The 20700-nt window shown below is 56.8% G+C and carries 22 protein-coding genes; 10 read left to right on the top strand and 12 right to left on the bottom strand.

The features are described from left to right. Position 1: 1 nt before the first annotated feature. Positions 2 to 595, top strand: coding sequence for a plasmid pRiA4b ORF-3 family protein (locus tag OKW40_RS05005; protein ID WP_429488547.1), 594 nt, complete (start codon positions 2 to 4; stop codon positions 593 to 595). Between the two features lie 228 nt (positions 596 to 823). Here the strand turns inward: OKW40_RS05005 and OKW40_RS05000 are convergent, their stop codons facing one another. Both OKW40_RS05000 and OKW40_RS04995 read right to left on the bottom strand, forming a co-directional pair. Next, positions 824 to 1084: a hypothetical protein gene (locus tag OKW40_RS05000; RefSeq protein ID WP_429355408.1), complete on the bottom strand. Its 261-nt coding sequence runs from the start codon at positions 1082 to 1084 to the stop codon at positions 824 to 826. A 372-nt stretch (positions 1085 to 1456) separates the two neighbouring features. Then, positions 1457 to 2107: a hypothetical protein gene (locus OKW40_RS04995; protein WP_429488545.1), complete on the bottom strand. Its 651-nt coding sequence runs from the start codon at positions 2105 to 2107 to the stop codon at positions 1457 to 1459. Between the two features lie 92 nt (positions 2108 to 2199). On the opposite strand from OKW40_RS04995, the gene OKW40_RS04990 reads away from it, so the two are divergent. Then, entirely contained in the window at positions 2200 to 3330 is a 1131-nt protein-coding gene (locus OKW40_RS04990; protein ID WP_429488543.1) for a dsDNA nuclease domain-containing protein, read from the top strand. 171 nt (positions 3331 to 3501) lie between these two features. Here the strand turns inward: OKW40_RS04990 and OKW40_RS04985 are convergent. From OKW40_RS04985 to OKW40_RS04970, 4 genes are all read right to left on the bottom strand, one after another. Beyond that, positions 3502 to 4736 (bottom strand): IS3 family transposase gene (locus OKW40_RS04985; RefSeq protein WP_429488541.1). Its coding sequence is split into 2 segments (ribosomal slippage): positions 3502 to 4382 and positions 4382 to 4736, totalling 1236 coding nucleotides; the frame shifts between segments, so codons are not numbered across the junction. Positions 4737 to 5013: 277 nt separating this feature from the next. Next, a complete protein-coding gene (locus OKW40_RS04980; RefSeq protein ID WP_184062782.1) occupies positions 5014 to 5223 on the bottom strand; it encodes a hypothetical protein in 210 nt (69 codons plus the stop codon). A gap of 337 nt (positions 5224 to 5560) precedes the next feature. After that, positions 5561 to 6082, bottom strand: coding sequence for a DoxX family membrane protein (locus OKW40_RS04975; RefSeq protein WP_027197785.1), 522 nt, complete (start codon positions 6080 to 6082; stop codon positions 5561 to 5563). A gap of 31 nt (positions 6083 to 6113) precedes the next feature. Next, positions 6114 to 6644: a hypothetical protein gene (locus OKW40_RS04970; protein ID WP_429488539.1), complete on the bottom strand. Its 531-nt coding sequence runs from the start codon at positions 6642 to 6644 to the stop codon at positions 6114 to 6116. Between the two features lie 376 nt (positions 6645 to 7020). Between OKW40_RS04970 and OKW40_RS04965 the strand changes: the two genes are divergently transcribed. The 6 genes from OKW40_RS04965 (at position 7021) to OKW40_RS04940 (ending at position 11736) form a co-directional block, all read left to right on the top strand. Next, complete coding sequence (locus OKW40_RS04965) at positions 7021 to 8133, top strand: porin (RefSeq protein WP_429488538.1); 1113 nt, start codon at positions 7021 to 7023, stop codon at positions 8131 to 8133. Positions 8134 to 8411: 278 nt separating this feature from the next. Continuing rightward, the gene (locus OKW40_RS04960; RefSeq protein WP_090812730.1) at positions 8412 to 8681 is read left to right on the top strand and encodes a DUF5372 family protein; all 270 of its coding nucleotides are present in this window, start codon (positions 8412 to 8414) and stop codon (positions 8679 to 8681) included. A 207-nt stretch (positions 8682 to 8888) separates the two neighbouring features. Then, entirely contained in the window at positions 8889 to 9350 is a 462-nt protein-coding gene (locus OKW40_RS04955) for a helix-turn-helix domain-containing protein (protein ID WP_090812729.1), read from the top strand. 11 nt (positions 9351 to 9361) lie between these two features. After that, positions 9362 to 9658 carry a hypothetical protein gene (locus OKW40_RS04950; RefSeq protein WP_176079011.1) on the top strand — a complete coding sequence of 99 codons (297 nt, stop codon included), beginning with the start codon at positions 9362 to 9364 and terminating at the stop codon, positions 9656 to 9658. After that, complete coding sequence (locus tag OKW40_RS04945; protein ID WP_429488535.1) at positions 9655 to 9777, top strand: hypothetical protein; 123 nt, start codon at positions 9655 to 9657, stop codon at positions 9775 to 9777. The genes OKW40_RS04950 and OKW40_RS04945 overlap by 4 nt, the downstream gene beginning before the upstream one ends. Positions 9778 to 9780: 3 nt before the next feature. Beyond that, positions 9781 to 11736 (top strand): recombinase family protein, encoded by a 1956-nt coding sequence (locus tag OKW40_RS04940; RefSeq protein ID WP_429491922.1) that lies wholly within the window; start codon positions 9781 to 9783, stop codon positions 11734 to 11736. Between the two features lie 767 nt (positions 11737 to 12503). Here OKW40_RS04940 and OKW40_RS04935 read toward each other — a convergent pair. The 6 genes from OKW40_RS04935 to OKW40_RS04910 form a co-directional block, all read right to left on the bottom strand. Next, positions 12504 to 12767, bottom strand: coding sequence for a DUF4148 domain-containing protein (locus OKW40_RS04935; protein WP_184062786.1), 264 nt, complete (start codon positions 12765 to 12767; stop codon positions 12504 to 12506). A 505-nt stretch (positions 12768 to 13272) separates the two neighbouring features. Continuing rightward, on the bottom strand, positions 13273 to 13809 hold the full coding sequence (locus tag OKW40_RS04930; protein WP_429491920.1) for an IS66 family transposase: 537 nt from the start codon (positions 13807 to 13809) through the stop codon (positions 13273 to 13275). Between the two features lie 274 nt (positions 13810 to 14083). Further along, entirely contained in the window at positions 14084 to 15439 is a 1356-nt protein-coding gene (locus OKW40_RS04925; RefSeq protein ID WP_429488534.1) for a DHA2 family efflux MFS transporter permease subunit, read from the bottom strand. Positions 15440 to 15528: 89 nt separating this feature from the next. Continuing rightward, positions 15529 to 16590 (bottom strand): TRAP transporter substrate-binding protein DctP, encoded by a 1062-nt coding sequence (gene dctP, locus OKW40_RS04920; RefSeq protein WP_184062790.1) that lies wholly within the window; start codon positions 16588 to 16590, stop codon positions 15529 to 15531. Between the two features lie 240 nt (positions 16591 to 16830). After that, entirely contained in the window at positions 16831 to 17301 is a 471-nt protein-coding gene (locus OKW40_RS04915) for a hypothetical protein (protein WP_027197791.1), read from the bottom strand. Positions 17302 to 17405: 104 nt separating this feature from the next. Beyond that, positions 17406 to 17570 carry a hypothetical protein gene (locus OKW40_RS04910; RefSeq protein ID WP_429406282.1) on the bottom strand — a complete coding sequence of 55 codons (165 nt, stop codon included), beginning with the start codon at positions 17568 to 17570 and terminating at the stop codon, positions 17406 to 17408. A 414-nt stretch (positions 17571 to 17984) separates the two neighbouring features. Between OKW40_RS04910 and OKW40_RS04905 the strand changes: the two genes are divergently transcribed. Both OKW40_RS04905 and OKW40_RS04900 read left to right on the top strand, forming a co-directional pair. After that, complete coding sequence (locus OKW40_RS04905; protein ID WP_429488532.1) at positions 17985 to 19265, top strand: porin; 1281 nt, start codon at positions 17985 to 17987, stop codon at positions 19263 to 19265. Positions 19266 to 19334: 69 nt separating this feature from the next. Then, complete coding sequence (locus tag OKW40_RS04900; protein ID WP_429488530.1) at positions 19335 to 20699, top strand: MmgE/PrpD family protein; 1365 nt, start codon at positions 19335 to 19337, stop codon at positions 20697 to 20699. The last annotated feature ends 1 nt before the right edge of the window (position 20700 follow it).

The following is a 20700-nucleotide window of genomic DNA, read 5'->3' as shown; positions in this document are numbered from 1 at the left end:
GATGGCATCGACTCGCAAACCCGCGTTGCGCGCGGTCAATTCACAGGTCCCGGTCTACCAGCTGCACATCGAGCTGAAGTATCTGAAGCCGGCGGTCTGGAGGCGGGTGCTGGTCCCTGCCTCGATCAGGCTGCCGAAGCTGCATGTCGTGCTGCTGTGGGCGATGGGCTGGGATGGCGGCCACCTGCACGAATTCGTGTTCGGCGACACCAACTACGGGGTGCCCGATCCGGACTTCCCGAGTGACCCGCCGATGCTCAACGAGGCGCGGGTGAACCTGGGCCGTGCGCTCGGTGCGCTGAAGTCATTCACCTACATCTACGATTACGGTGACAACTGGCAGCATCGCCTGAAGGTCGAGAAGGTCTTGCCACCTGACCCTCAGCTGCGCTCGCCCCTCTGCCTGGACGGCCGCAATGCCTGTCCACCGGAAGATGTTGGCGGCGTACCCGGCTACATCGAGTTCCTCGACGCGATCATCGATCCGGCTCATGACGAACACCAGCGGTTGCTCGACTGGTGCGGCGGTAGTTTCGATCCTGCTGCCTTTGACCTCCAGAGCGTCAACGAACGCCTCTTCGAAATCAAATTCTGATCGTCAAGGCGGCCTTCAAATGTCGCTTACTCCCTGCCCCGTTTGATCGCGAATTGTTTCGCTCCACGTACTACTGCATAGCCCGGTCATTATCTTCCCCTGCCCGACGTGCATGCTGGCCGGGAGCGACCGATTTCACGCCTCTATTAGGTCTGTCCGTCGCGCGAGCACACGCCACCGTCCGCGTGTCTTCGATCCTCTCGCCACGCACGTAAAGCGTTCAATGGCTCAACAACAAGCAAAGCCGTCAGTCATAACGTACTCCACACTGCCGCCGCGATGACGAGAAAGTACATTTCCGGGTTTGTTGTCAATACCGATTCCCGTGCATTCGCGCTTGAGCCATATGCTCATAGCTTGCAAACCCGCTAGCAGGCCATACGGATCGCCAACTGGCGCGCTCGCTCCCGGAGCTCCATGTACAAAAAGCAACACGGATTGTATCCAATCATAAATCTGCCTTTGGGTCGCCGCATCGAGGTCTTTCAACAGTTCAGTTTCCGTTACAGTGTATGGATCATTCGATCCTGAGATGAAAGGTCCGAGCGGCGCTCGATGACAATCGATTCTCGGAAAGCAAGGTAATGACTGGGTATGGACGAATCGGACAAACTGATCGTAGGCTTCGTCTTGAGAGATCTTGACCGCTTTCTCCGCTGCATAGTTCAGAAGGACGAATGACCCCGTTCCAGAATGTGTCGAGATTTCTTCGTACCCGGCGGATGTGTAGTGGGTTCGTTCGCTTGTTAGATACATAGTTTGCATTTCTGACGTGACCTCTTGATACGAGAACCGCTACCCCCAAACAAGACAGCACAAGACCATCTGGCAATCCGCTTGCATTTATTGCGGGTGAAGCTATCAAACCGAAGCGGAAGACTCGACCTTTAGTGGTTTCGACGTATACGCCACCGCGTCAATATGAAAGAACTGCGGCCTGTCGTGAAGCTTCACTGGGAACGTCGGCTCGTGAGTAAGATCGTCCAGCAGCGCCGAAACCGCACTATCGCTGAAAACAACAAAGTTGGTACCACCCGCATGCTGAACGGAGGAGAAAATCACACCACCGAAATCGCCCGCGAGTTTGTGACGAATAAACTCGACCATCGCTCGTGTCGTGATATAACCGGTTTCGCCTTCGCGCACTGGCTTAGCGATGACCTCCGGCAGATGGAGCAACAATTCACGGCAGATCTGTCGCTCTTCATAGTCCTCGTACCGGTAGCCCAGCTTCGTTGGAGCCCTGAAGTTCTTAAAATTTCGGAAATCAAAGAACCTGATGGGACGTGTAGTCTCGAATAGACCAACCGCTACCGTCACGTCAAGGCGCCCAGTCGTCGCGTCCCTCAAACCCGCGTCGCGTCCGGGTTTCGCATTTCTTTCGGAAACGAAAAAACGAAAATAACGGGATCGTATGCGATATGGATACGACAACGTCGTCACCAGCACTACGGGCTCTGCCGGGCAGCACACTCGCACGACTGTGGAATGCTGCGCCGGATTGCTTGGCATCTCCCCTGGAATCGTTGCCGCATTTGCTTGTTTCCTGATACTGTTCTGCGCGAGAGCGATGAGGTTTACCCCAATCCAAAGATAGAATTCCCATGGGACCGAGCGGCGAGGCCAAATCAACAGTGCGTGCACCGAGCGCGCCCAACCCTGCAACGAAACGCAATACCAGCGACCCCGGCGACGCCACGGAGCGCAATTTCCGGTATCAGCATGCGTACGGGGTCATGCTTATGGTTGCGGCCCGGCTTGGGACGCGACCGTACACCGCGCTGTGGTGCGAACATCATGAGGACTTTCTCGCCGAGAACGGCCAGGGCATCTTCGATGCATACCAGATCAAGACATCACGCCCGGAACGCGGCGCCTGGGACTTGGCCGATAGCGAACTGACAAGGTCGATCGGGCGCTTCGTTGATCTCATAGCGGAATTCGGCGACCGGATTGGTCACGTCTACTTCGTCTCCAATACAGAGTTCGACGAGCCAACGCCGGCGAGTACAGACCAGAAACGACGCGGGCGCAGTCCACGTCTATTCCTCGAGCATATCCGCCAGTGTCCCAGCAGGGCCGAAATATCATCGCCCTTTGACGGCGCTTTCGACGAACTACTGGCCACCTGTGGCTGTGAGGTCGACGAATTGCTGCTCACCCTGCACCGCATGGATCTGATTCTCGGTCCGTCGCGTGGCGAGTTCGATGCCGCGTTGTCACACGAACACATTGCCCGGCTGCCGATCTGCCGCGAGTTCATTGCTGAACAGCCCGATACATTCAGGGACAGCCTGGTTGCACTCGTCCATCGGGCCGCATCCCTTCAGGTGAGCGACCCCATCAGGCATCTGCGTGCACTCATCGATCCTGTGGATCCCGATCCAGTCCTGCTGGCCAAGCGTGTCGACATCGCACAGGCGCTGCTGGCTGTACCTTCGTCAGCCGGGAAACCCTCCTTCCGGTTTCCGGGCAAACCGACGATCGATCTCAATGCGGGCCTGAAGACCAGCGTGCTGGAACAGAAGCTCGTTGCAGCTGGATTGTCAGAGGATGTTGACTACATGCTTGCGCGTGCACGTGCGGCCGAATATAACCTTCTCGAAGAAGCAACCCGATACCCGAAAAGTTCCCCGAGCGACTCCAGCAGATTGAGCAGCGCGTGCATGGGGAACTGTCTGAAGCCAATCTTCGCGCGCGCCAGCGAGACGCACCCTACGGCCCCTCGATGCTGATTGACGTCCAGGATCGTCTTCGAGATCTTGCCTCGCAGCACGCGGGACAAGTCTTCAACCAGAGCTATGAATGTCTAGTCGGCGTCGCAGGCCTGCTAACCGGGGAATGCCGGGCATGGTGGGGTCCACGGTTTTGGACTTGCCCCTGCATAACCGGACATGCAGTCACGCTTAGGTTGGTGAATTTGCTCGCTGGCGAAACTCGCGTGGTGAGCAGTATTTCAGGGCGCTGTGCGGATGCGACTCGTTGTAGTGGTCAAACGCGATGGCCAGGTTCTGCAACGCCGTTCTCGCGTCCGGCTTGGGCATCCACGAGACGTAGTCTCTCTTCATCGTTTTGACGAAGCTTTCGGCCATCCCGTTGCTCTGCGGACTTCTGACCGGAGTCGTGATAGGTTTCAGGCCCACTTTTTTCGAGAAGGTGAGCGTCTCCTCGGCAATGTAGCAGGAACCGTTGTCGCTGAGCCATTCGATTTCGTTGTCGGCCTTCAGTGCACCATCGAAACGGTTTTCCACAGCCTGAAGCATAACGTCACGCACCATGTCTCCGGTGTAGCCCCCGGTGGTCGCAGCCCAGCTCATGGCCTCCCGGTCGCAGCAGTCCAGTGCAAAGATAACGCGCAGCGGCGAGCCGTCATCACAACGGAACTCGAAGCCGTCCGAGCACCAGCGCGCATTGCTCTGGTCCACCGCGACCCTGCCGTCGTGCCGGCGAGTTGACTGGGGATGGCGCGGCCGGCGTTCGAGCAGCAGACCATGGATATGCATGACCCGATAAACCCGTTTTGCATTAACGCGAGGCTGCCCATGTGCGTCCCGATTTCGCCGTAGCAGGGCCCAGGCGCGTCGGTAGTCGTAAGTAGGCAAATCAGCAACCAGCCCTTGAAGTTCCGCCACGAGCGGCATGTCGTCGCGGGCGGGCGTCTTGCGCCTGTCGACCCATTCAGCGTCGCGCTTTGATTTCACCGCGAGATTAGAGCGCGACACACCCAGGACTTCACAGACCGTCTTCATCGGTCGTCCCCCGGCGGCAATGGTGAGCGCGCAATCAATTTTTTTGCCCGGCCGTACTCCCCTGCTTCGCGGAGGATTTCCACTTCCATCGTCCTCTTGCCCAGCAGCCGCTGGAGTTCACGAATCTGCTTCATCGCTTCGGCCAGCTCCGACGCCGGCACCACCTGCTCGCCGGCACTGACTGCTGACAGGCTTCCGTCCTGATAGAGCTTGCGCCAGGCGAATACCTGGTTTGCATTCACCTGATGACGACGGGCGACTCCGGAAACGGTTGCTCCGGGCTCGAAGGTCTCGCGCACTATCGCGAGCTTCTCCTCGACAGAGCGCCGACGGCGCTGTTCGGGTTGGGTCAGAACTTCAATGGGTTCCACGTTAGAGCTGGGCTTAAACATAGGCGTAAGACTACCTCAAAGTTTAAGCGTTACCTTGTGTCCGGTTTTCGCGGGGGCCGGCCCACCTACTTCGTGCACGTACTCACCGAACTACCGCAACGCGAACCGCGTGCCGACGTGACTGACCTCCTGCCGTTCAACTACGCAAAGCTCACCGCAGCCGCTCGTTGAGCTTGATCTGGCCGACGCATTCGAAGCGCCTTGCCGATCGATGCGCTGCCGTATTGCATGTCGCCTTCCGTATACCCCTATGAACTCGGTGTGCTAAATCGCGCGCTTACCATTGATCACGCGCGAGCGTGAACTTTACGCCCTGTTCGATTTCTCGCGCTTCACCTCGCGGCGTCTCCTGCAGTTCGGTTTCTTGATGGGCCACGCGCCGGTCGTAAAATTCCAGGTCGAAACCACCGAAGTGATTTGCAAGGTCTTGACCGTAGTCATTTGAACCGGGATGTGTGTTGGACTGTGATTTAAAAGAATAGCTCATATCATTTACCGTAACTGAGTGCGCCCTCTTCGTCAGACACTTGAAGGAATGCCTGCAATCGCGCGAAGTCGCCCAAGTCCCGACGCTGCGCCGATATCGCCTGCACAGACGCGGACAGGACCATGATCGGCTTGAATCCGAACTTCGTTATTGCACGATCAACAGCATGGCAAATAATGCACCCCGAATGTCGCTACAAACTCGGCTGAATGACAAACCGATTTAAGAAGTAGTAACCTTTTTGTCGTTTGTTCGGGAATATCGCGAGATACTTACACAAAAAAAGAGCTACGTTGCCGAAGCAGCATAGCTAAATCCCTCACTTCAAAATCCGAATTCAGACCAGATCAGCAGCATCTGGTTTGAAAATTTTGGACAACTTCTTCCAGTCGCTGATGCGGCCGATCGTCGTCTTGAACGTCATCATCGGCAGGTAGTAGCGGATATACCAGACCAACAGCACCAGGTTGATGTAGAGACACCCGACGCCCATGTATGGCGTGAACATCTTATCGAAACGATGGTTCAGGATGATTGCGTTGTACCAGACCACAAACGACACCGGCAGCAGGACCAGTAGGCCGATCGGCACGAAGAGGCCAAGCACGAGAGACAGGCCGCCCAAGATCTCAAGCGTCTTCACGATGTGGAAGAAGTGCGTGTGAACCATCGTGACAAGCAATTCATTCGACGCATGGAGCGTGCCGAACGGCTGCGGAAAGATTGGTCCCATCCCGAGTACGGTGCGCCAATAGCTGGTGCCGCTCACCACCATCCAACCGCCGAGATACAGGCGACAGAAGGTCAGAATAATTTTGCCGACGAGTTGAGCCGTCGTCCTACGATCATCGTTAGACATATATGCTTTCACCGTTTTGTTTACGACCCGCTTATTTGGAGCCCCGCTTTTGCGCGGCAACCTCAGTGTTCGCCGCCTGTTCTTGCACCGGAGCCGTGAGACGATCACGTCGAATGATCCAGCCCGACCCGTCGAGCTGGAATACATCAACGACGTCTTGTGCGGCCTGACCGCGCGCGGCGCCAATCGTGTGGTAGACAGCGACGTCAAAGCCTTCAACGATTACCTTCTTCACGTGATCAGGGATCGGCTCGCCATCCCGGTGATCGACGGTCTGGGGCGCGGTATCAATCGCTTTAGCCGAGAAGTATTCCTTGTAGGCCTCGCTCCCATGGCCCTGCGCATAGGCCATGTCCATAAATTCGTGAACGACCTCATGGGGAAGTTTGCCGGTGCCTGCGTGCCACTTCCAACGTGGATCCGAATGGAGATCGTGCGCAATCCAGCCGACGAAAATGAATCCGACAAGCATTGCTGCTACACGTCCCGTCCAACTATCGAGCCATCCATCTGCTTGCGCGATGAACTCGGGCGACGAAAGACCACCCTGAATGTTTGACATCCTTTCTCCTTGACACATTGCAATAGGAACCTTGAGCCCGCTGCCCCGGTCCGCGTTTTGTATTCAATTTAGCATATCTAATGCTATAGGCAAACAAGAAGCCTTGTAAACGTGGGGAAAACCCGATTTTGACTTCCGACCCTAAGAAAAATGAGTCCCTATTGCACATTACTTTGCATCGCTAAGTAACCAAGTCATGCCAAATGGATCACGCGACTGTCATCTAGTGGATACCCTTAAGCAACATTTTGGTGCTTTTTCCACACAACTTATGCAACAAAGAATATCATTTTGAATTCGTACACCCCATATCTCGGCGTGTCACGGTGGGTCGGCAGCCCGCCCTACGACCAATATCAATTTTTGGAGGCTTCCAGTGCGTAAACTTATTACCTGCGGCGCAATTACCGCAGCAGCATTCGCGCCGATGATGGCTCAAGCGCAGCAGAGCAGTGTCACACTGTATGGCGTGGCCGATGTGTTCATGGGTTATTTTGCCAACTCCAATGGGCAGCACGTCATCAGCATGAACAGCGGTGGTGCAGGTGGTTCGCGCTGGGGCTTGAGGGGCCAGGAAGATCTCGGTAACGGTCTATCGGCAATCTTCACCCTCGAAAGTGGCTTCAATATCAACAACGGCACCTCAGGCCAAAGCGGCCGTCTGTTTGGTCGTCGTGCGTTTGTCGGCCTGCATAGCGCACAGTACGGCGAGTTGATCGCCGGTCGCCTCCAGACGATGGGTTACGATTGGGGTGGCACGTTCGACCCGATACTGCTCGCACCGGGATCCCCGCTGGGTTCGATCGGCGGTGAGAATCCGCGTCCGTGGCTGTTCAACATGCTGCAAGACCCGGCACGGTCGGACAATTCGATTCAGTACACGAGCCCGACATTTCGCGGCTTGACCGGCACGCTAACCTATTCTTGGGGTGATCCCTCCGATCCGCTGACGGCTCAAGCCTACCAGCGGCACTTCGAACTCGCGACGCTGCGGTATGAAAACGGCCCCCTGATCACGGAATACGGTTTCGGCCATAGCCTTCAGAACCAAGCTGCCGTGGCTCGCAATACGTACGAAAATGTCCTTGGCATCCGCTACAACCTGAATTTCATGGAATTGTATGCCTCGGGCCAAATCCGTACCAACGATCCAGGCTTCGTTGACAAGGGGTGGCAGGTTGGCTTCACGGTCCCGACCAGCCCTTTCGGCACGGTCCGCGTCTCGTATGGCGAGCTGAGCGACCAGAATCTCACTGCGAGCGGCACACAAATCACGACGCCGGTTAAAGTCGGAGACTGGTTCATCCGTTCCGCTGCTATCGGCTACACCTACTCGGTTTCGAAATCCACTATGCTCTATGGCTTCGTCAAGAAGCTCTGGAATAGCGGTATCGCAAGTCAGTCGATTTACCCCCCGGGGGGCTTGGCTACTACCGGTCAGCACTCGAATGTGACGGCTATCGGTCTGGGCATGTCGACGCGCTTCTGAGCGTAGTTGCTGTTGCAATTGAAAACCCGCCGAACGAACTGACCCCGCGAAGTCGGACAGTTAAAATCTGGCGGGCCATCAAGGCCTGAGTCCTTTTCTGAATAGGACTTAGGCCATTAATTTTTCCTGACGCGTTCGTGGTTGTTGTAGTGGATGTATCTATCCAGCGCGCGTGCAATTGACCGGCGCACGCAAAACGTTCGAGCCCGGCGGATTCAGACTGAGCGCGCCGAAGAGGCTTTCCATGGCCGCCTTGGAGTTCGCAGACAACTGCGCCCGTGAGTGACGTTGAAAGCCGACGTTTTCAGGTAACTCATCCGTACCATCCCCTTCATTTGCAAGAATTCGAACTGGTCCTTCACGCCCGGAACTGGCATGAGGACAGGGTTTGGTTTCACGACGCGAATGGCCGACTGCGGGCGCTGCCCGCCAGCTGGACGAGCGTCGTCGGCGAGGACCCATTCAACGTGGTCGCTGCCGGACGCGCCTTGTTTCGTGTGGAAGAACTGCTTGAACTGGGGCGTTTGATCGCGACGCTGGAGCCATGACAACGCAAGCACTGTAAAGCCAAATACGCCGCATGTGTAAATGCAATTACGCCTGACGTCGCCTTGTATTACGATCCGCTGTGCCAGAGATAATGCTTTGGTTTACGGATGAAATCGATGATATTTCATAAATCGGCCTTGTATATCCTGACGTTTTGTACATAATTGTATTTACACTGACTTGCCCGCCTTCCTTGGAGTTCGTGCATGGCGACAGACCGACGCAAAGAGGACAAGCACCGCGCGCTGCGGGAACAGGCGAGCCTCAATCCGCGCTCCGATGCCGTGACTCATCCGCTGTTTCGCGACGGCGACTTCTTCGACCCGCACGATCTGCTGCAGGTCAAGTACGAGATGCTGCGCGCGGTGCACATCGACAAGTGGTCCATCAGCGAAGCCGCCAAGGCGTTCGGCTTCTCGCGGCCATCGGTCTATCAGGCCCAGGCGGCCTTCGAGGACGCGGGTCTGGCCGGTTTGATCCCCCACAAGACGGGCCCGCACAGCGGCCACAAACTGACACCGGCGGTGATGGAGTTTTTGAACCGGGCGCGGGTTGCCGAGCCGGCTGTGCGAGCGGAGCGACTGGCCAGCCTGGTGCACCAGAACTTCGGCGTACAGGTTCATCCGCGCAGTATCGAACGGCAGTTCCTGCGCCAAAAAAAACCGTAACGAAACCGTCTGTGTCATTGCCGGAGCGTGCGCTGTGCAATGACGGACTGGTCTCGCGTTATGAAGATCTGAGACAACAGGCACTTGGACTGCCGTGCGAGATTCCTCGCGGTCAGGGCCTCGTGCTGTTGATGCGCAGCGGCATGAGAGCGTGGATGCAGGCATGGGCGCAGTGCGCGACCACGGTTGTACGGCGGCAGCCGCCGCCGCCGGGTGAGGCAGAGATCGTCCCCTTCAAGCTGCATCAGGAGGCGACGATGATTCTGGCTTCAATGCTTCTATATGGGCGTCAGGAGGCAACAGCATGAAGAGCGATCCTCACCAGAAGGTCCAGGCGAGTCATCTGAAGCGCAACGCCTATCTGTATATCCGGCAATCCACATTGCGCCAGGTGTTCGAGAACACCGAGAGCACCAAGCGCCAATAGGCTCTGCGCCAACGGGCCGTCGCCCTGGGGTGGTCCGAGGACCGCATTATTGTGATCGATAGCGACCTCGGCCAGTCGGGCGCTTCGTCGGCGGACCGGGAAGGCTTCCAGCGCCTGGTCGCCGAAGTCGGCGTGGGGCATGCCGGCATCGTGCTTGGACTGGAAGTATCGCGCCTGGCGCGCAACTCCACCGACTGGCACCGGTTACTCGAGATCTGCGCAATCACCGACACTTTGATCCTTGATGAGGATGGCGTATACGATCCTGCCCATTTCAACGACCGGCTGTTACTGGGGCTGAAGGGCACCATGAGCGAGGCCGAATTGCATGTGCTGCGCGCACGACTGAAAGGAGGAATCCTAAGCAAGGCGAGGCGCGGTGAGTTGCAGATGCGCCTGCCCGTCGGCTTCGTGTATAACGCCACGGGCACGGTCGTTCTCGATCCGGACCAGCAGGTCCAGCACTGTCTGAGGTGGCTGTTCGACACCTTCCGCGGTACGGGATCGGCGATGGCCACCGCACGCGCTGCGCATCACCTCGAGCTGGCGTTTCCGCGACGGTGCTGCAAAGGTCCACACAAAGGCGAACTGCTGTGGGGCAGTCTCGGTCACAGCCAGGTGGTGCGCATTCTGCACAACCCGAGGTATGCCGGCGCGTTCGTCTACGGTCGCACGCATACGCGCAGGACAGTCGATGGACGCACGCGTGTGATTCGCGCCCCGCGAGACCAGTGGGATACGCTGATTCCGGGTGCCCATGCCGGTTATCTGTCCTGGGAAGAGTACGAGCAGAACCAGAAGCGTTTGCATGAGAGCGCACAGGTGATCGGAGCCGACCGGCGCCGTGGCGCGCCGCGTGAGGGTCCAGCACTTCTTCAGGGACTCGTGGTCTGTGGTCGATGCGGGAACCGCATGACGGTCCGTTATCACAGCCGCCAGGGCGGCTTGTGTCCCGAGTACATCTGCCAGCGCGAAGGCATCGAACAGGCCGAACCGGTCTGCCAGCGCATCCACGGCGCGGCCATCGATGAGGCCATTGGCGAACTGCTCGTCGAAGCGCTCAATCCGCTTGCCATTGAGGTGAGCCTGGCGGTTCAGCACGAACTCCAGTCCCGCATCGAAGAAGCCGACCGTCTGCGTCACAAGCAGGTGGAGCGTGCCCAGTATGAAGCCGATCTGGCGCAGCGTCGCTACATGCGCGTCGACCCCGAGAACCGGCTGGTTGCTGACTCACTCGAAGCGGACTGGAACCATAAGCTTCGAGCGCTGACTGAGGCTAACGAGGACTATCGGCGTCGCCGCGAACAGGACGCGCGCATTCTGACGGACGAGCAGCGCGCCGTCATCGTCTCGCTGGCGTCCAACTTCCCCCGGCTATGGCGCGATCCCGCCACGCCCGACCGGGAACGCAAACGCATGATGAGGCTGCTTCTGGAAGACGTCACCCTGAACCGCGACCAGCAGGTTACCGCACACATCCGCTTCAAGGGCGGCGCTCACCGGACCCTCAGGCTGCCGTTGCCGCTGAAATCGTGGCAACGATGGATCACCCCCGCCGCGGTGATCGAGGAGATTGACGCATTGCTCAATCACCATACTGTCCTGCAGATCGCGAATATACTGAACGAACGTGGTGCGCCGTCGGGCACGGGTAGGCCCTTCAATGCAAAAATGGTCGCGCGCCTGCAGCGTAACTACTGTCTGAAGCCACGCTATGACCGGTTGCGCGAAGCGGGTCTCCTGACGCTGCAGGAGATGGCCGACGCGCTGCACGTCACGCCGACGAGCGTAAAGATATGGAACCGTCGCGGACTCATCCGCGGTCACGCCTACAGCGACAAGAACGAGTGCCTGTACGACCCACCGGGCAATAACGCGCCCAGAAAGGCGATGGGCGTCAAGCTGTCCTGCCGGCGTCGCCACCCCGACGTCGTTTCTGATCGCCGCGAGGAGGTGTAGTGTGAAGCGCAAGCCTTATCGAGGCAATCGCCCTTGCGGGACATGCTTTGCACGTGGCTGCGGCGGTCCTGCAGTTGACGATAGGCTGACGTGCAGCGGTGTCAGCACTGGTCTGAACGCTGCAGTGGCCACTCCTTGCGTGGAAGTGCGGTCTGTGCGTTCTTCAACCTCCGCTGGCCAGTTCGTAGCTGAGTCGCTGATCCATCCGGAAGCAACGATTTCTCCGTTGTATGAATCCATCACCGGCGACACATAGAAGCTTCGGCCCGTCGACGTTAAAGCCGGCTACATCGGAACCCACTTCTGGACGGGCCACCGGCGCGGTACTTGATCAACTGTCCAGCCTGCCGGATCGCCTCCATGACATGCACATCGCCGTAACGCGCCCGTGATGATCATAGTCGCTCCGGAGCTCGACTGTGAGGTCCGCGTACCGGACGCTCGTCCCCAGAGTAGCGTCCCTGAAAAGGCTCGATGCGCTGCTGCAGGCAAAGCACCGACGGCCTAAACCGGGCATCGTGGCCAATGACCTTAGTGCACTGGCCGGCCAGGCGATGTTCCCGGTAGCTCGCCCCCGGGTCGGATCGCCCTGCCACCCATGCCATAACGCGCGGCCGACGTTCGTGTGCTCGCGCCCGGCTCCAGATACCACTGAACTATCTGCCGCCGAAACTGCTCGTTGTACTTTGCATCCAAAGGCCGGATCAATATCCAACTACAGGGGCGCGGTTCACGCGAGCGGTCTTTCCAGTCGAGGATCGCCGCGGTCAATGGCGCGCGCCACCCGCAGGAGTGGCAGTCTCTGCACGCCGTTGTGCGACGATCGCGCCTGCGCGTAACGCGCTTTCAGGGTAGTGAGACCAATCGTCGGACTGATCGTAGCCCGCCCGCTGCCATTCGATCACCTCGGCGCGCACCTGGGCGCGCGTCAGCGGCGCTGTGGAATCGTACGGTTGGGCGAGCGCCGCAACGGACGCAAAGCAGCACGCTGCGGCAAGGGCGCCGAGCGCAATACGCGGAAGAGAGGTCATGGCAAGGCCTTTTTTATCGGGGATATCCCTGAGAGTATAGGCGCTGTCTTGACAAAAAAAAGGCAGATCGAAACAACATTCATTCTGCCTGATGTGTACCGGCGAGACCCTCGAAATGTGGCTCCAGCAAGCGGCGCGCCGACTTGGTGCCCTACTTCCTGCGCCGCCGAGGCAAGCTTCGACAGACCGCCGGCTTCGCCGCAGTCCTTCGTCCAGGCGCGAATTTGGACCTTGCGGCCATGGCCGGCCCGAGGTGTTTGATGGATCGCCTAGCATCGAGCCACGCCGCAATTGTCAAAGGAATACGCGGCGCAATCTTCTGGCTGCCGTCCATCACAATGGGACGTGAAGGGCGGGAAGCCCGCGTCGCGTCTTCAATGCGGCGGAGTGGATGTCGGGCACCGTCGTCGCTTCTTCACGACATGCGACGCTATGGAAAACGTCGGGACGCTTGAAATCTGCTTCGCCAGTTTCGCATTCCGGCAATACTGCTTCTCGATGACCGTCAGCGAGATGATCCGCACCGTTCATCCCCCTGCAATTCGGAAAGGCGAACGAGGTCAAACTGAATCCGTGAAAACAGATCTTCTGCTTTCGCGTTTGTAATGTCTCTTGCAAATTGCTTCCAGAGTCGCCGCTCGATCTCACGCCGACGCGACGGTGCACCTGACGAGCGCATCGCCCCTCGCCGCGTCAGCTTATGCATCCATCCCGCTGGTCGCCCCATAAACACCAACATGATCAAAGATTGCGACGACCGGATGAATCCGCCTTTCCTTTCCTGCTCTACCGCTCTCAGGGCGCGTTCAGCGGCATGGTTGTCGATCTCGACTATCCCCTCGTCGACGTACATTGTAAGCGCGGGCCACTGGTTGAGCGCGTAGTTGATGGCTTTGGCGGAATCGCCTTTCTGCGAAATATGACTCAATGTCGAGCGCAGCCAGGTCTCGAGGGCGTCGAGTAGCGGACCCCGCCTGCTCCTGACAGACACGTCTTCGCACGTCCGTGGCTTGCCGCGGATCGCGGGCTCAATTGCATACAGTTCGCCTCCGGTGTAGCGCCCAGCCCTTCGGTATTCCGCCTCCTTGCACCATCCGGTTCTCCGGGCTCAGTTCAGTGCCTGGGCTTTTTCTCTTAACGGTTAGGCCCGACGGTATCGTCCGCAAAGTCTAGTCGACAAGCAGATCGGGCCGAATGTGAAGCATGCGAAGCGCACATCGCGATCGTGGCCATCATAATGGCTAGCCTAAACTCCGCCCGAAATTGTCGCTGACTGCGGGTGCGCATCCGGCGCTCATCGTTTTAACCGAGATCACTTACCGCAGCTCGGCACCTTCATCGTTCGGAAGACGGAGGAACGCAGGCATTGACAGACAACTCAACGCCCCGACGATAAAGAACATCATCGGAAAATCGCTCATCGTCAAATGCTCCGGACTATGCCCGTGAGCCCGCGCACTAAACGTCAAGCAGGAAGCGCATAGTGCGACACCAATACTCATCGACGTCTGCTGCATCATAGTTGAAAGTGCTGTTGCCTTGCTCATGATGGCCTTCGGGACGCCGGAATATCCGACCGTATTCATCGTGACCATTCCAAGCGAATTGAAGATGCCAGCCGCGAAGAGCACGGCGCACATGAAATAAATCGACATTCCGGGCGAGAACAAACCATAAGCAGCAAATGCGGCACCTGACAGTACCGTCGCTGCAATCATAAGAGGTTTGAATCCGAATCTATTAATCGCCCGTCGCATAATTGGCCGAATCCCAAAGGCTCCAACCGAAAGCCAGGCACTCGTCAATCCGGCCTGAATAGGCGTGAATTCCAAACCGACCTGCAAAAGCAGCGGAACGACAATCGGAGACGATCCGACCGCTATTCTTAATGGCATACCGCCGATATTTGTGATGCTGAATGCTTTATATCGGAATAGGCTGGGCGGAATGATCACGTCAGCACGATCTCGACTATAGATCCAATAGGCGATTGATGCCACGATACCAATGCTTGTAACAAAAATTGTAGCGCTCAGAGAAACAAAATTGTGCCCGATAGTTTCCAGGCCGCAGACCACTCCAGAAAGTCCGATCGCCATCAAAACAAAGCCGGTGACATCAAACGGTTCCCTTTTTTCTGATCGCGAATCCGGCACAAACTTTAGTGACAACAAGATCCCCAGCACGCCGAAAGGGATGTTGAGCAGGAATATCCAGCGCCATGACGCCAGCGTGACGATGAAGCCTCCGAGGAGCGGTCCCAAGACACGACCGATGGTCCCAGGCACAGTAAACCAGACCATCGCCATTACCAAATGTGCAGGCGGAATGCTGCGCAAGAGAATCAACCGGCCGACTGGCACCATCATTGCGCCGCCAAGGCCCTGCAATACCCGGAACAGAACTATTTGAGTGATAGAAGTTGCGGCTCCGCACAGTGCCGACGCCACCGAGAATATCGCAACTGCCGAACAGAAAACACGGCGGGTACCGAAGCGATCCGTGAGCCAACCGCTCGCGGGCAGAAACAGCGCTAAACTTAAAAGATACGCGGTGATGGCGAAGTTGAGGTGAAGTATCTCGACGTTCAACGACGTAGCAATCGATTGAAGTGCCGTGCCCAATATCGACGTATCGATTGCCTGCAAAAACATCGGCACAGCGACGATCATAGGAATCAGTCGCGTCTGCCGAGAGGGCGACGCCGTTTTGGCGTCCTGCTTTGCCCCGAGGATTATATTTTCGTCACTCACCGAATTATCTAACGCTTTGCTATCTGACGCCGATAGGTATCGAGAATTATGGGATCGTAGTTCCGGAAGAATTGCTCTCTGACGGGCTCCGTCATAGATTCCATCCTTGCAATTTCCTTTGGCGAGAGGCTCTGAACGATCATTCCATGATGTGCAAGTGTGGCTCTATCTGCCTCGGCCTGTTCTCGAACCAGGTCGCGTTCATAGCGCCCTGCTTCCACCGCTGCGTGTTGCAGAACATTCCGGTCCCCAACCGACAACCTTTGCCATATTGCGGAGTTAGCAACGACTGCAATCGCGCTATAGGAATGATTCGTCACCGTCACGCTCGACTGAACATCATACAGATGGCCAACCAGGATTTGGGAGTAAAAGTTGTCTTCGGCCTCCACTCGTCCCGACTTCAGAGCCGGATATAGATCGGGATACGGAAGACCAACGACCTTGGCACCTAAGGCCTTAAACGTCTCCACAAACGCCGGTTCCGGAATCACACGAACCGGACGGTCAGTCAGATCATTAGCGTGTTTGAACGGCTGCCCCGACGTCGTGATCTGCCGGAATCCGTTTTCCCACCAAGCGAGACCCGTCAGTCCATGGCCTTGGAGACGCGACAGCAATTCCCGGCCAAAGGGACCGTCCAGCAGTTCATGCGCCTGGCGATCGCTGTTGACCACGAACGGAAGGTCCATGATTTCGAATTCGCGTTCGAGATGACGCAGCGCCGGCGTAACCAGCAGCATCATATCGGGAGCACCAGGCCCCCCCTTTTGCAATGCCTTGATCTGGTCTTCGGGCGATCCAGGAACCGTCGCTCGACTTACTGTCACTGCCAGGCGTCCGTTGGACTCCTCGTTGACGAGTTCCGCGAACCGGATCATGCCGCGCACTGTCGGTTGATCCGAATTCAGGGGCGACCGATATTCCATGATCGTAAGCGTTTGCAGCGGCTGTGCATGTACCCATATCGGCTGTGCAATCAAAAGCGTTCCGAGCAGCGCCCCGGTAATGTGATTGCAAATATGCTTTAGCGACCATATCGACTTGGAACGTGTAAATCGCTTCGTCATGTTTCCAGCGTCCTTCGAGACGGTGAAGTGAAGGTACGGGTGCGCTGTGGACGGCGCGTCAATCTTTATATCGCCTTGATACCGCGGCCCGGATCATCATCGCCAAAACAATGATCCCGGCGCCCAGGGGCGGACCATAATCATAAAGACGTAGATGACGCACGAAGAAAATTGTCGAAGTGGAAATTACAATCAACGTGACCGCCACTACAACCATAAAAACAACAACGAAATCCCTCTTCACGACTCACCCCTCGGCTCAAGTCCTTCGCGTTTCATCCCGTCCCAAAACCAAAACGGCTGCGCCTTTATACGGCAAAAATTTGCATAGTATCCACCGTATGCCAGCAAGAGTGCGCCGTTCAGGAACAACTCCTGAAGGCCAGTGAACAATTCACGCGGATCAGGCGAGACGAAGAGATTCAGAAAGACGATCGTCGTACTGATACCCGCCATGACGATCAGCGCAAGCGGCACCCCTATATCGAGTAGCAGCGACGTACCGAGTATGACCTCAACATACTTGATCATTTGATAGAACCCGACGTCCGCCATCGCACCGATATACGCACCAACTTTGCCTGCGTGGCTGAAATCCGGCACGTATCTAAAAATTACGTAATAAAGTCCTGACTCAAGATAGTGGAACGCGAAATACAACCTCCCCCACATGACTAGGTACTTCCACGGTGATTCGTGTGCCATCTTCATCGTACTTTCCTTTGATACAGATAAAAAGACTACGTCACCTATGCGAGGCAGCGAACCCTCACTTGGGGTAATCAGTTGCAATTTCGTATATCCGATTTACAGACTTACGCGACGTCCGGCCAGCAAATGCTCGACAACGCCTTCCAGTCGACGATACGGCCGATCACCGGCTTGAACATCACCATCAGGAGCAGTACCTGGTGTGCCACACCATCATGTACTGGCACCTTTGCGGAAGCCTCGTCCATGAACTCCGGTAAAGATTTCATGCCGGAGCTTGCCTGTGTCCGCGTACCAGTGCCAATGCGGGCCGAAGTGGAACTCGTGAGCGATCTGCACGATGAACAAGACCCCCAGAAGTGCGACGCCCCACATCCATGCAAACTGTCGAACCAGGCGCTTACTCGGGTCGCAGTGTGCTGCTCGAGCAGAGTTCCCGGTGGCGAACCAAACATACTCCCCGCGGGCTCAACGACGAAAGAACCGCCCCGCAGATTTTGTATTCAATTTAGCCTATCCAAAGTATAGTATATCGTCGCGTCGCGCGGACGCAGGGAAAACCCGCATTCTGATTCCGACAGCTCATTCCGGGAGGCAGGCGCAGGTCTAGCGAAAAAATTCGCTCAAATTCCAATACTCATCGGGAATGTTAACCAGGTTAAACCTTGAGGGCCGGGCCGTGCGTGTATGGTATATCTTCTCGCCTACGATATTGCCGGCATAAAGAGCTAGCTATCGCGTGTGTCTGCAGTGATCAGAAGCAGGCTACTTGCGGATTCGATGTGTTTTTAGATTTGGTAGCGAACATATTCGATTCCGCAAGCCGCGAAGTGTCGTTCGGCAGTCCTGCCCTTCGGACAAGCGTCAAAATTAAAACGATCAGGAGACTATCTCTCGTGAAAAGGACCAGGTACAGCGCGCTATGCGCAGTCGCTTTACTCGCGGGCACCAACTGGGTTTATGCCCAATCCAGCGCAACCTTGTACGGCATCGTCGATGACAGCCTGAGCTACAACTCCAACTCCAATGGGCACTCGCTCTGGTCACTAGCCAGCCAAAAGCGTTGGCCGAACATGTGGGGGATGACCGGAACAGAAGATCTGGGCGGCGGTCTGTCGGCAGTCTTCCGATATGAAACCGGTATCCAGTTGAATACTGGCGGTTCGTACACGCGTCAAACCTGGGTTGGCCTGTCGGACAAGAAGTACGGTGTGCTCACGTTGGGCAAGCAGTATGACGCCGCTTACGGTATCGTGCCGTTCACCACGGCGATCGACAACTCGACGACGGCGGCGCACGCCGGCAATTACGACCGCGGTACCGGTCTGACGCTGAACAATACGATCAAGTACCAAAGTGAGCCGATTGCCAACACGCGCGCGATGCTGTTCTACAGTTTCGGCTCGCCCGACTCCGGGACGACGAACACGGGCCGGGGTGTCGGCGGCAACCTCGTCTACTCCAACGGTCCGTATAACCTGTACCTCAGTTATCAGAGCATCAACGGCACGACGATTAACCCGGCGACTGACATTGGGGTTCATCGCATGTTCGGCCAGAATTTTTCGGCGCGAAGTTTCCTCCTCGATCACAGCAATGTATTGGGTGTCGGCGCGATGTATCGGACCCAAGACCTCAAGGTTACGGCGACGTTCACGCAGACGAAAATGGCGTTCCACAACATCACGGAAACGATGTCGAGTTACGAAGTCGGCGGTCGCTATAACGTCATGCCCGACGTCATCGTCCAAGGCGCCTATTCCTACTCGACCATGGACCAATACAAGTGGGACGTCTTTGCTGTGTCATCGGCGTATCTTCTGTCAAAACGCTCGCAACTCTTCACCACGCTTGTGTACCAACAAACGGGCGGCGATGGTCAGGTCGCTGTCCTAAATGGAGAATCGCCGTCCACGACGAACAAGCAGCTCGTGTTGCGTGTCGGTATCTTGCATAAGTTCTGATTTGCTGAAGCCCCGGGGCGGCCGTGGAGGCCCCGTCGTAATACGTTCTAAATAGAGTGAGAAAGCGTCATGGCGCCAAACGAAAATGCAGAGGCTTTCAAGCCACCGATCGACAATCCCACACTCGAAATCGTGAAGATGGCGCGAGGCGTTGGGATCGAAAATCTGCCACAGCAAACACAACGTCGCGTCAGATCGATTCTGCTGGATACGATCGGCTGTGCGGTTGCCGGCTCAACAACAGAAGTTGGACGGATCGTCGCCGACTATTGTGCTGGAGAGCACGGACCTCTGGAAGCCACTATGTTGGGCCATAAGCCCGTCAGCCTACTGAGCGCCGTTTTCGCAAACACGATCTTCGGAAACGCCCTTGATTACGATGCATTCGGTCCTGAAGGACATATGGCAGTCGTCGTTGTACCTGCCGCCCTTGCAGTAGCGGAAGCCATCGACTCTTCCAGCGACGACTTGATCACCGCTATTGCGCTTGGAATGGAAATGGGGGGCCGTCTCGGTGCCGCCCTTCGCAGGCCGACTAAATCGAAGGCTCCGCTGACGGGACATACCTTTGCAACGATTGGTGCTATGGTCGCCGCCGGTCGCCTTTTGAACCTTTCTGAAAACGAATTTCTGAACGCGTTCGGTATCGCAGCCTACTCCGCACAGATACCGACCCTCCGGCGGTTCTTCAGCAAGTCCCAGGATGCGATGACCAAATATGATCATATCGGTTTGGCGGCGCGCAATGGAGTCGAGGCTGCACTGCTGGCCCGCCGCGGCTTTACCGGCGATCAATCTGTCCTTGAGGGCGACTATCCGTTTTGGCGATTATCCGGCGCCGAGGGCTGTGACTGGGACCATCTTCTCACGGGGCTCGGTGAAGTCTGGAAACTCGATACTGTCGAATTCAAGCCCTACCCTGTCGGCACCGGGTCTGTACCGATCATCGAGCTGTTGCTCGGTCTCATTTCCAATAATGATCTGACCATAGGCGATCTCGATCATGTCGAGGTCCTGACAAGAACACACTATCTTCATCACGAGAAAGATGTCAGCACCCCCATCGAAGCGTGGACCGACTTGCGATACGGCCTGGCACTCGCGATTCTTCGCGTTCGTCCCTATCGCGATTGGTATGAGGCTGAAAACATCTCAAACCCCGTCGTCCAGTCGATGATGAAAAGGATTAGCATCTTGCCGCTAAATACGGGCCTCGGACGATGGTCTACAGAGATTACTCTGCAGACCCAGGACGGGCGTTCATTTACCGGTAGCCAGCACGGAGCTTCTCCCGTAACAAGGGCGCAGATCGTCGAGAAGTTTCGAGACAATCTCGACGGATTCGGATTTGACACGGCCAAGGCTGTACGCTTCTGTCAAGACGCAGATCGATTCTCAGTACGTTCTCTCGCGTCCCTCTTCTCTGTCGTGTGAG

It is taken from the genome of Paraburkholderia sp. RAU6.4a (assembly GCF_050435625.1).
GTDB classification, from domain to species: domain Bacteria; phylum Pseudomonadota; class Gammaproteobacteria; order Burkholderiales; family Burkholderiaceae; genus Paraburkholderia; species Paraburkholderia tuberum.
This window is presented reverse-complemented; position numbering and strand designations above follow the sequence as displayed.

Excerpts from the sequence above, each read along its gene's own strand:
- OKW40_RS05005 (WP_429488547.1), top strand. The coding sequence starts at position 2 with ATGGCATCGACTCGCAAACCCGCGTTGCGCGCGGTCAATTCACAGGTC.
- OKW40_RS04995 (WP_429488545.1), bottom strand. The coding sequence starts at position 2,107 with ATGCCAAGCAATCCGGCGCAGCATTCCACAGTCGTGCGAGTGTGCTGC.
- OKW40_RS04990 (WP_429488543.1), top strand. The coding sequence starts at position 2,200 with ATGGGACCGAGCGGCGAGGCCAAATCAACAGTGCGTGCACCGAGCGCG.
- OKW40_RS04980 (WP_184062782.1), bottom strand. The coding sequence starts at position 5,223 with ATGAGCTATTCTTTTAAATCACAGTCCAACACACATCCCGGTTCAAAT.
- OKW40_RS04975 (WP_027197785.1), bottom strand. The coding sequence starts at position 6,082 with ATGTCTAACGATGATCGTAGGACGACGGCTCAACTCGTCGGCAAAATT.
- OKW40_RS04970 (WP_429488539.1), bottom strand. The coding sequence starts at position 6,644 with ATGTCAAACATTCAGGGTGGTCTTTCGTCGCCCGAGTTCATCGCGCAA.
- OKW40_RS04955 (WP_090812729.1), top strand. The coding sequence starts at position 8,889 with ATGGCGACAGACCGACGCAAAGAGGACAAGCACCGCGCGCTGCGGGAA.
- OKW40_RS04945 (WP_429488535.1), top strand. The coding sequence starts at position 9,655 with ATGAAGAGCGATCCTCACCAGAAGGTCCAGGCGAGTCATCTGAAGCGC.
- OKW40_RS04935 (WP_184062786.1), bottom strand. The coding sequence starts at position 12,767 with ATGACCTCTCTTCCGCGTATTGCGCTCGGCGCCCTTGCCGCAGCGTGC.
- OKW40_RS04925 (WP_429488534.1), bottom strand. The coding sequence starts at position 15,439 with ATGATCGTCGCTGTGCCGATGTTTTTGCAGGCAATCGATACGTCGATA.
- dctP (WP_184062790.1), bottom strand. The coding sequence starts at position 16,590 with ATGACGAAGCGATTTACACGTTCCAAGTCGATATGGTCGCTAAAGCAT.
- OKW40_RS04915 (WP_027197791.1), bottom strand. The coding sequence starts at position 17,301 with ATGAAGATGGCACACGAATCACCGTGGAAGTACCTAGTCATGTGGGGG.
- OKW40_RS04910 (WP_429406282.1), bottom strand. The coding sequence starts at position 17,570 with ATGAAATCTTTACCGGAGTTCATGGACGAGGCTTCCGCAAAGGTGCCA.
- OKW40_RS04900 (WP_429488530.1), top strand. The coding sequence starts at position 19,335 with ATGGCGCCAAACGAAAATGCAGAGGCTTTCAAGCCACCGATCGACAAT.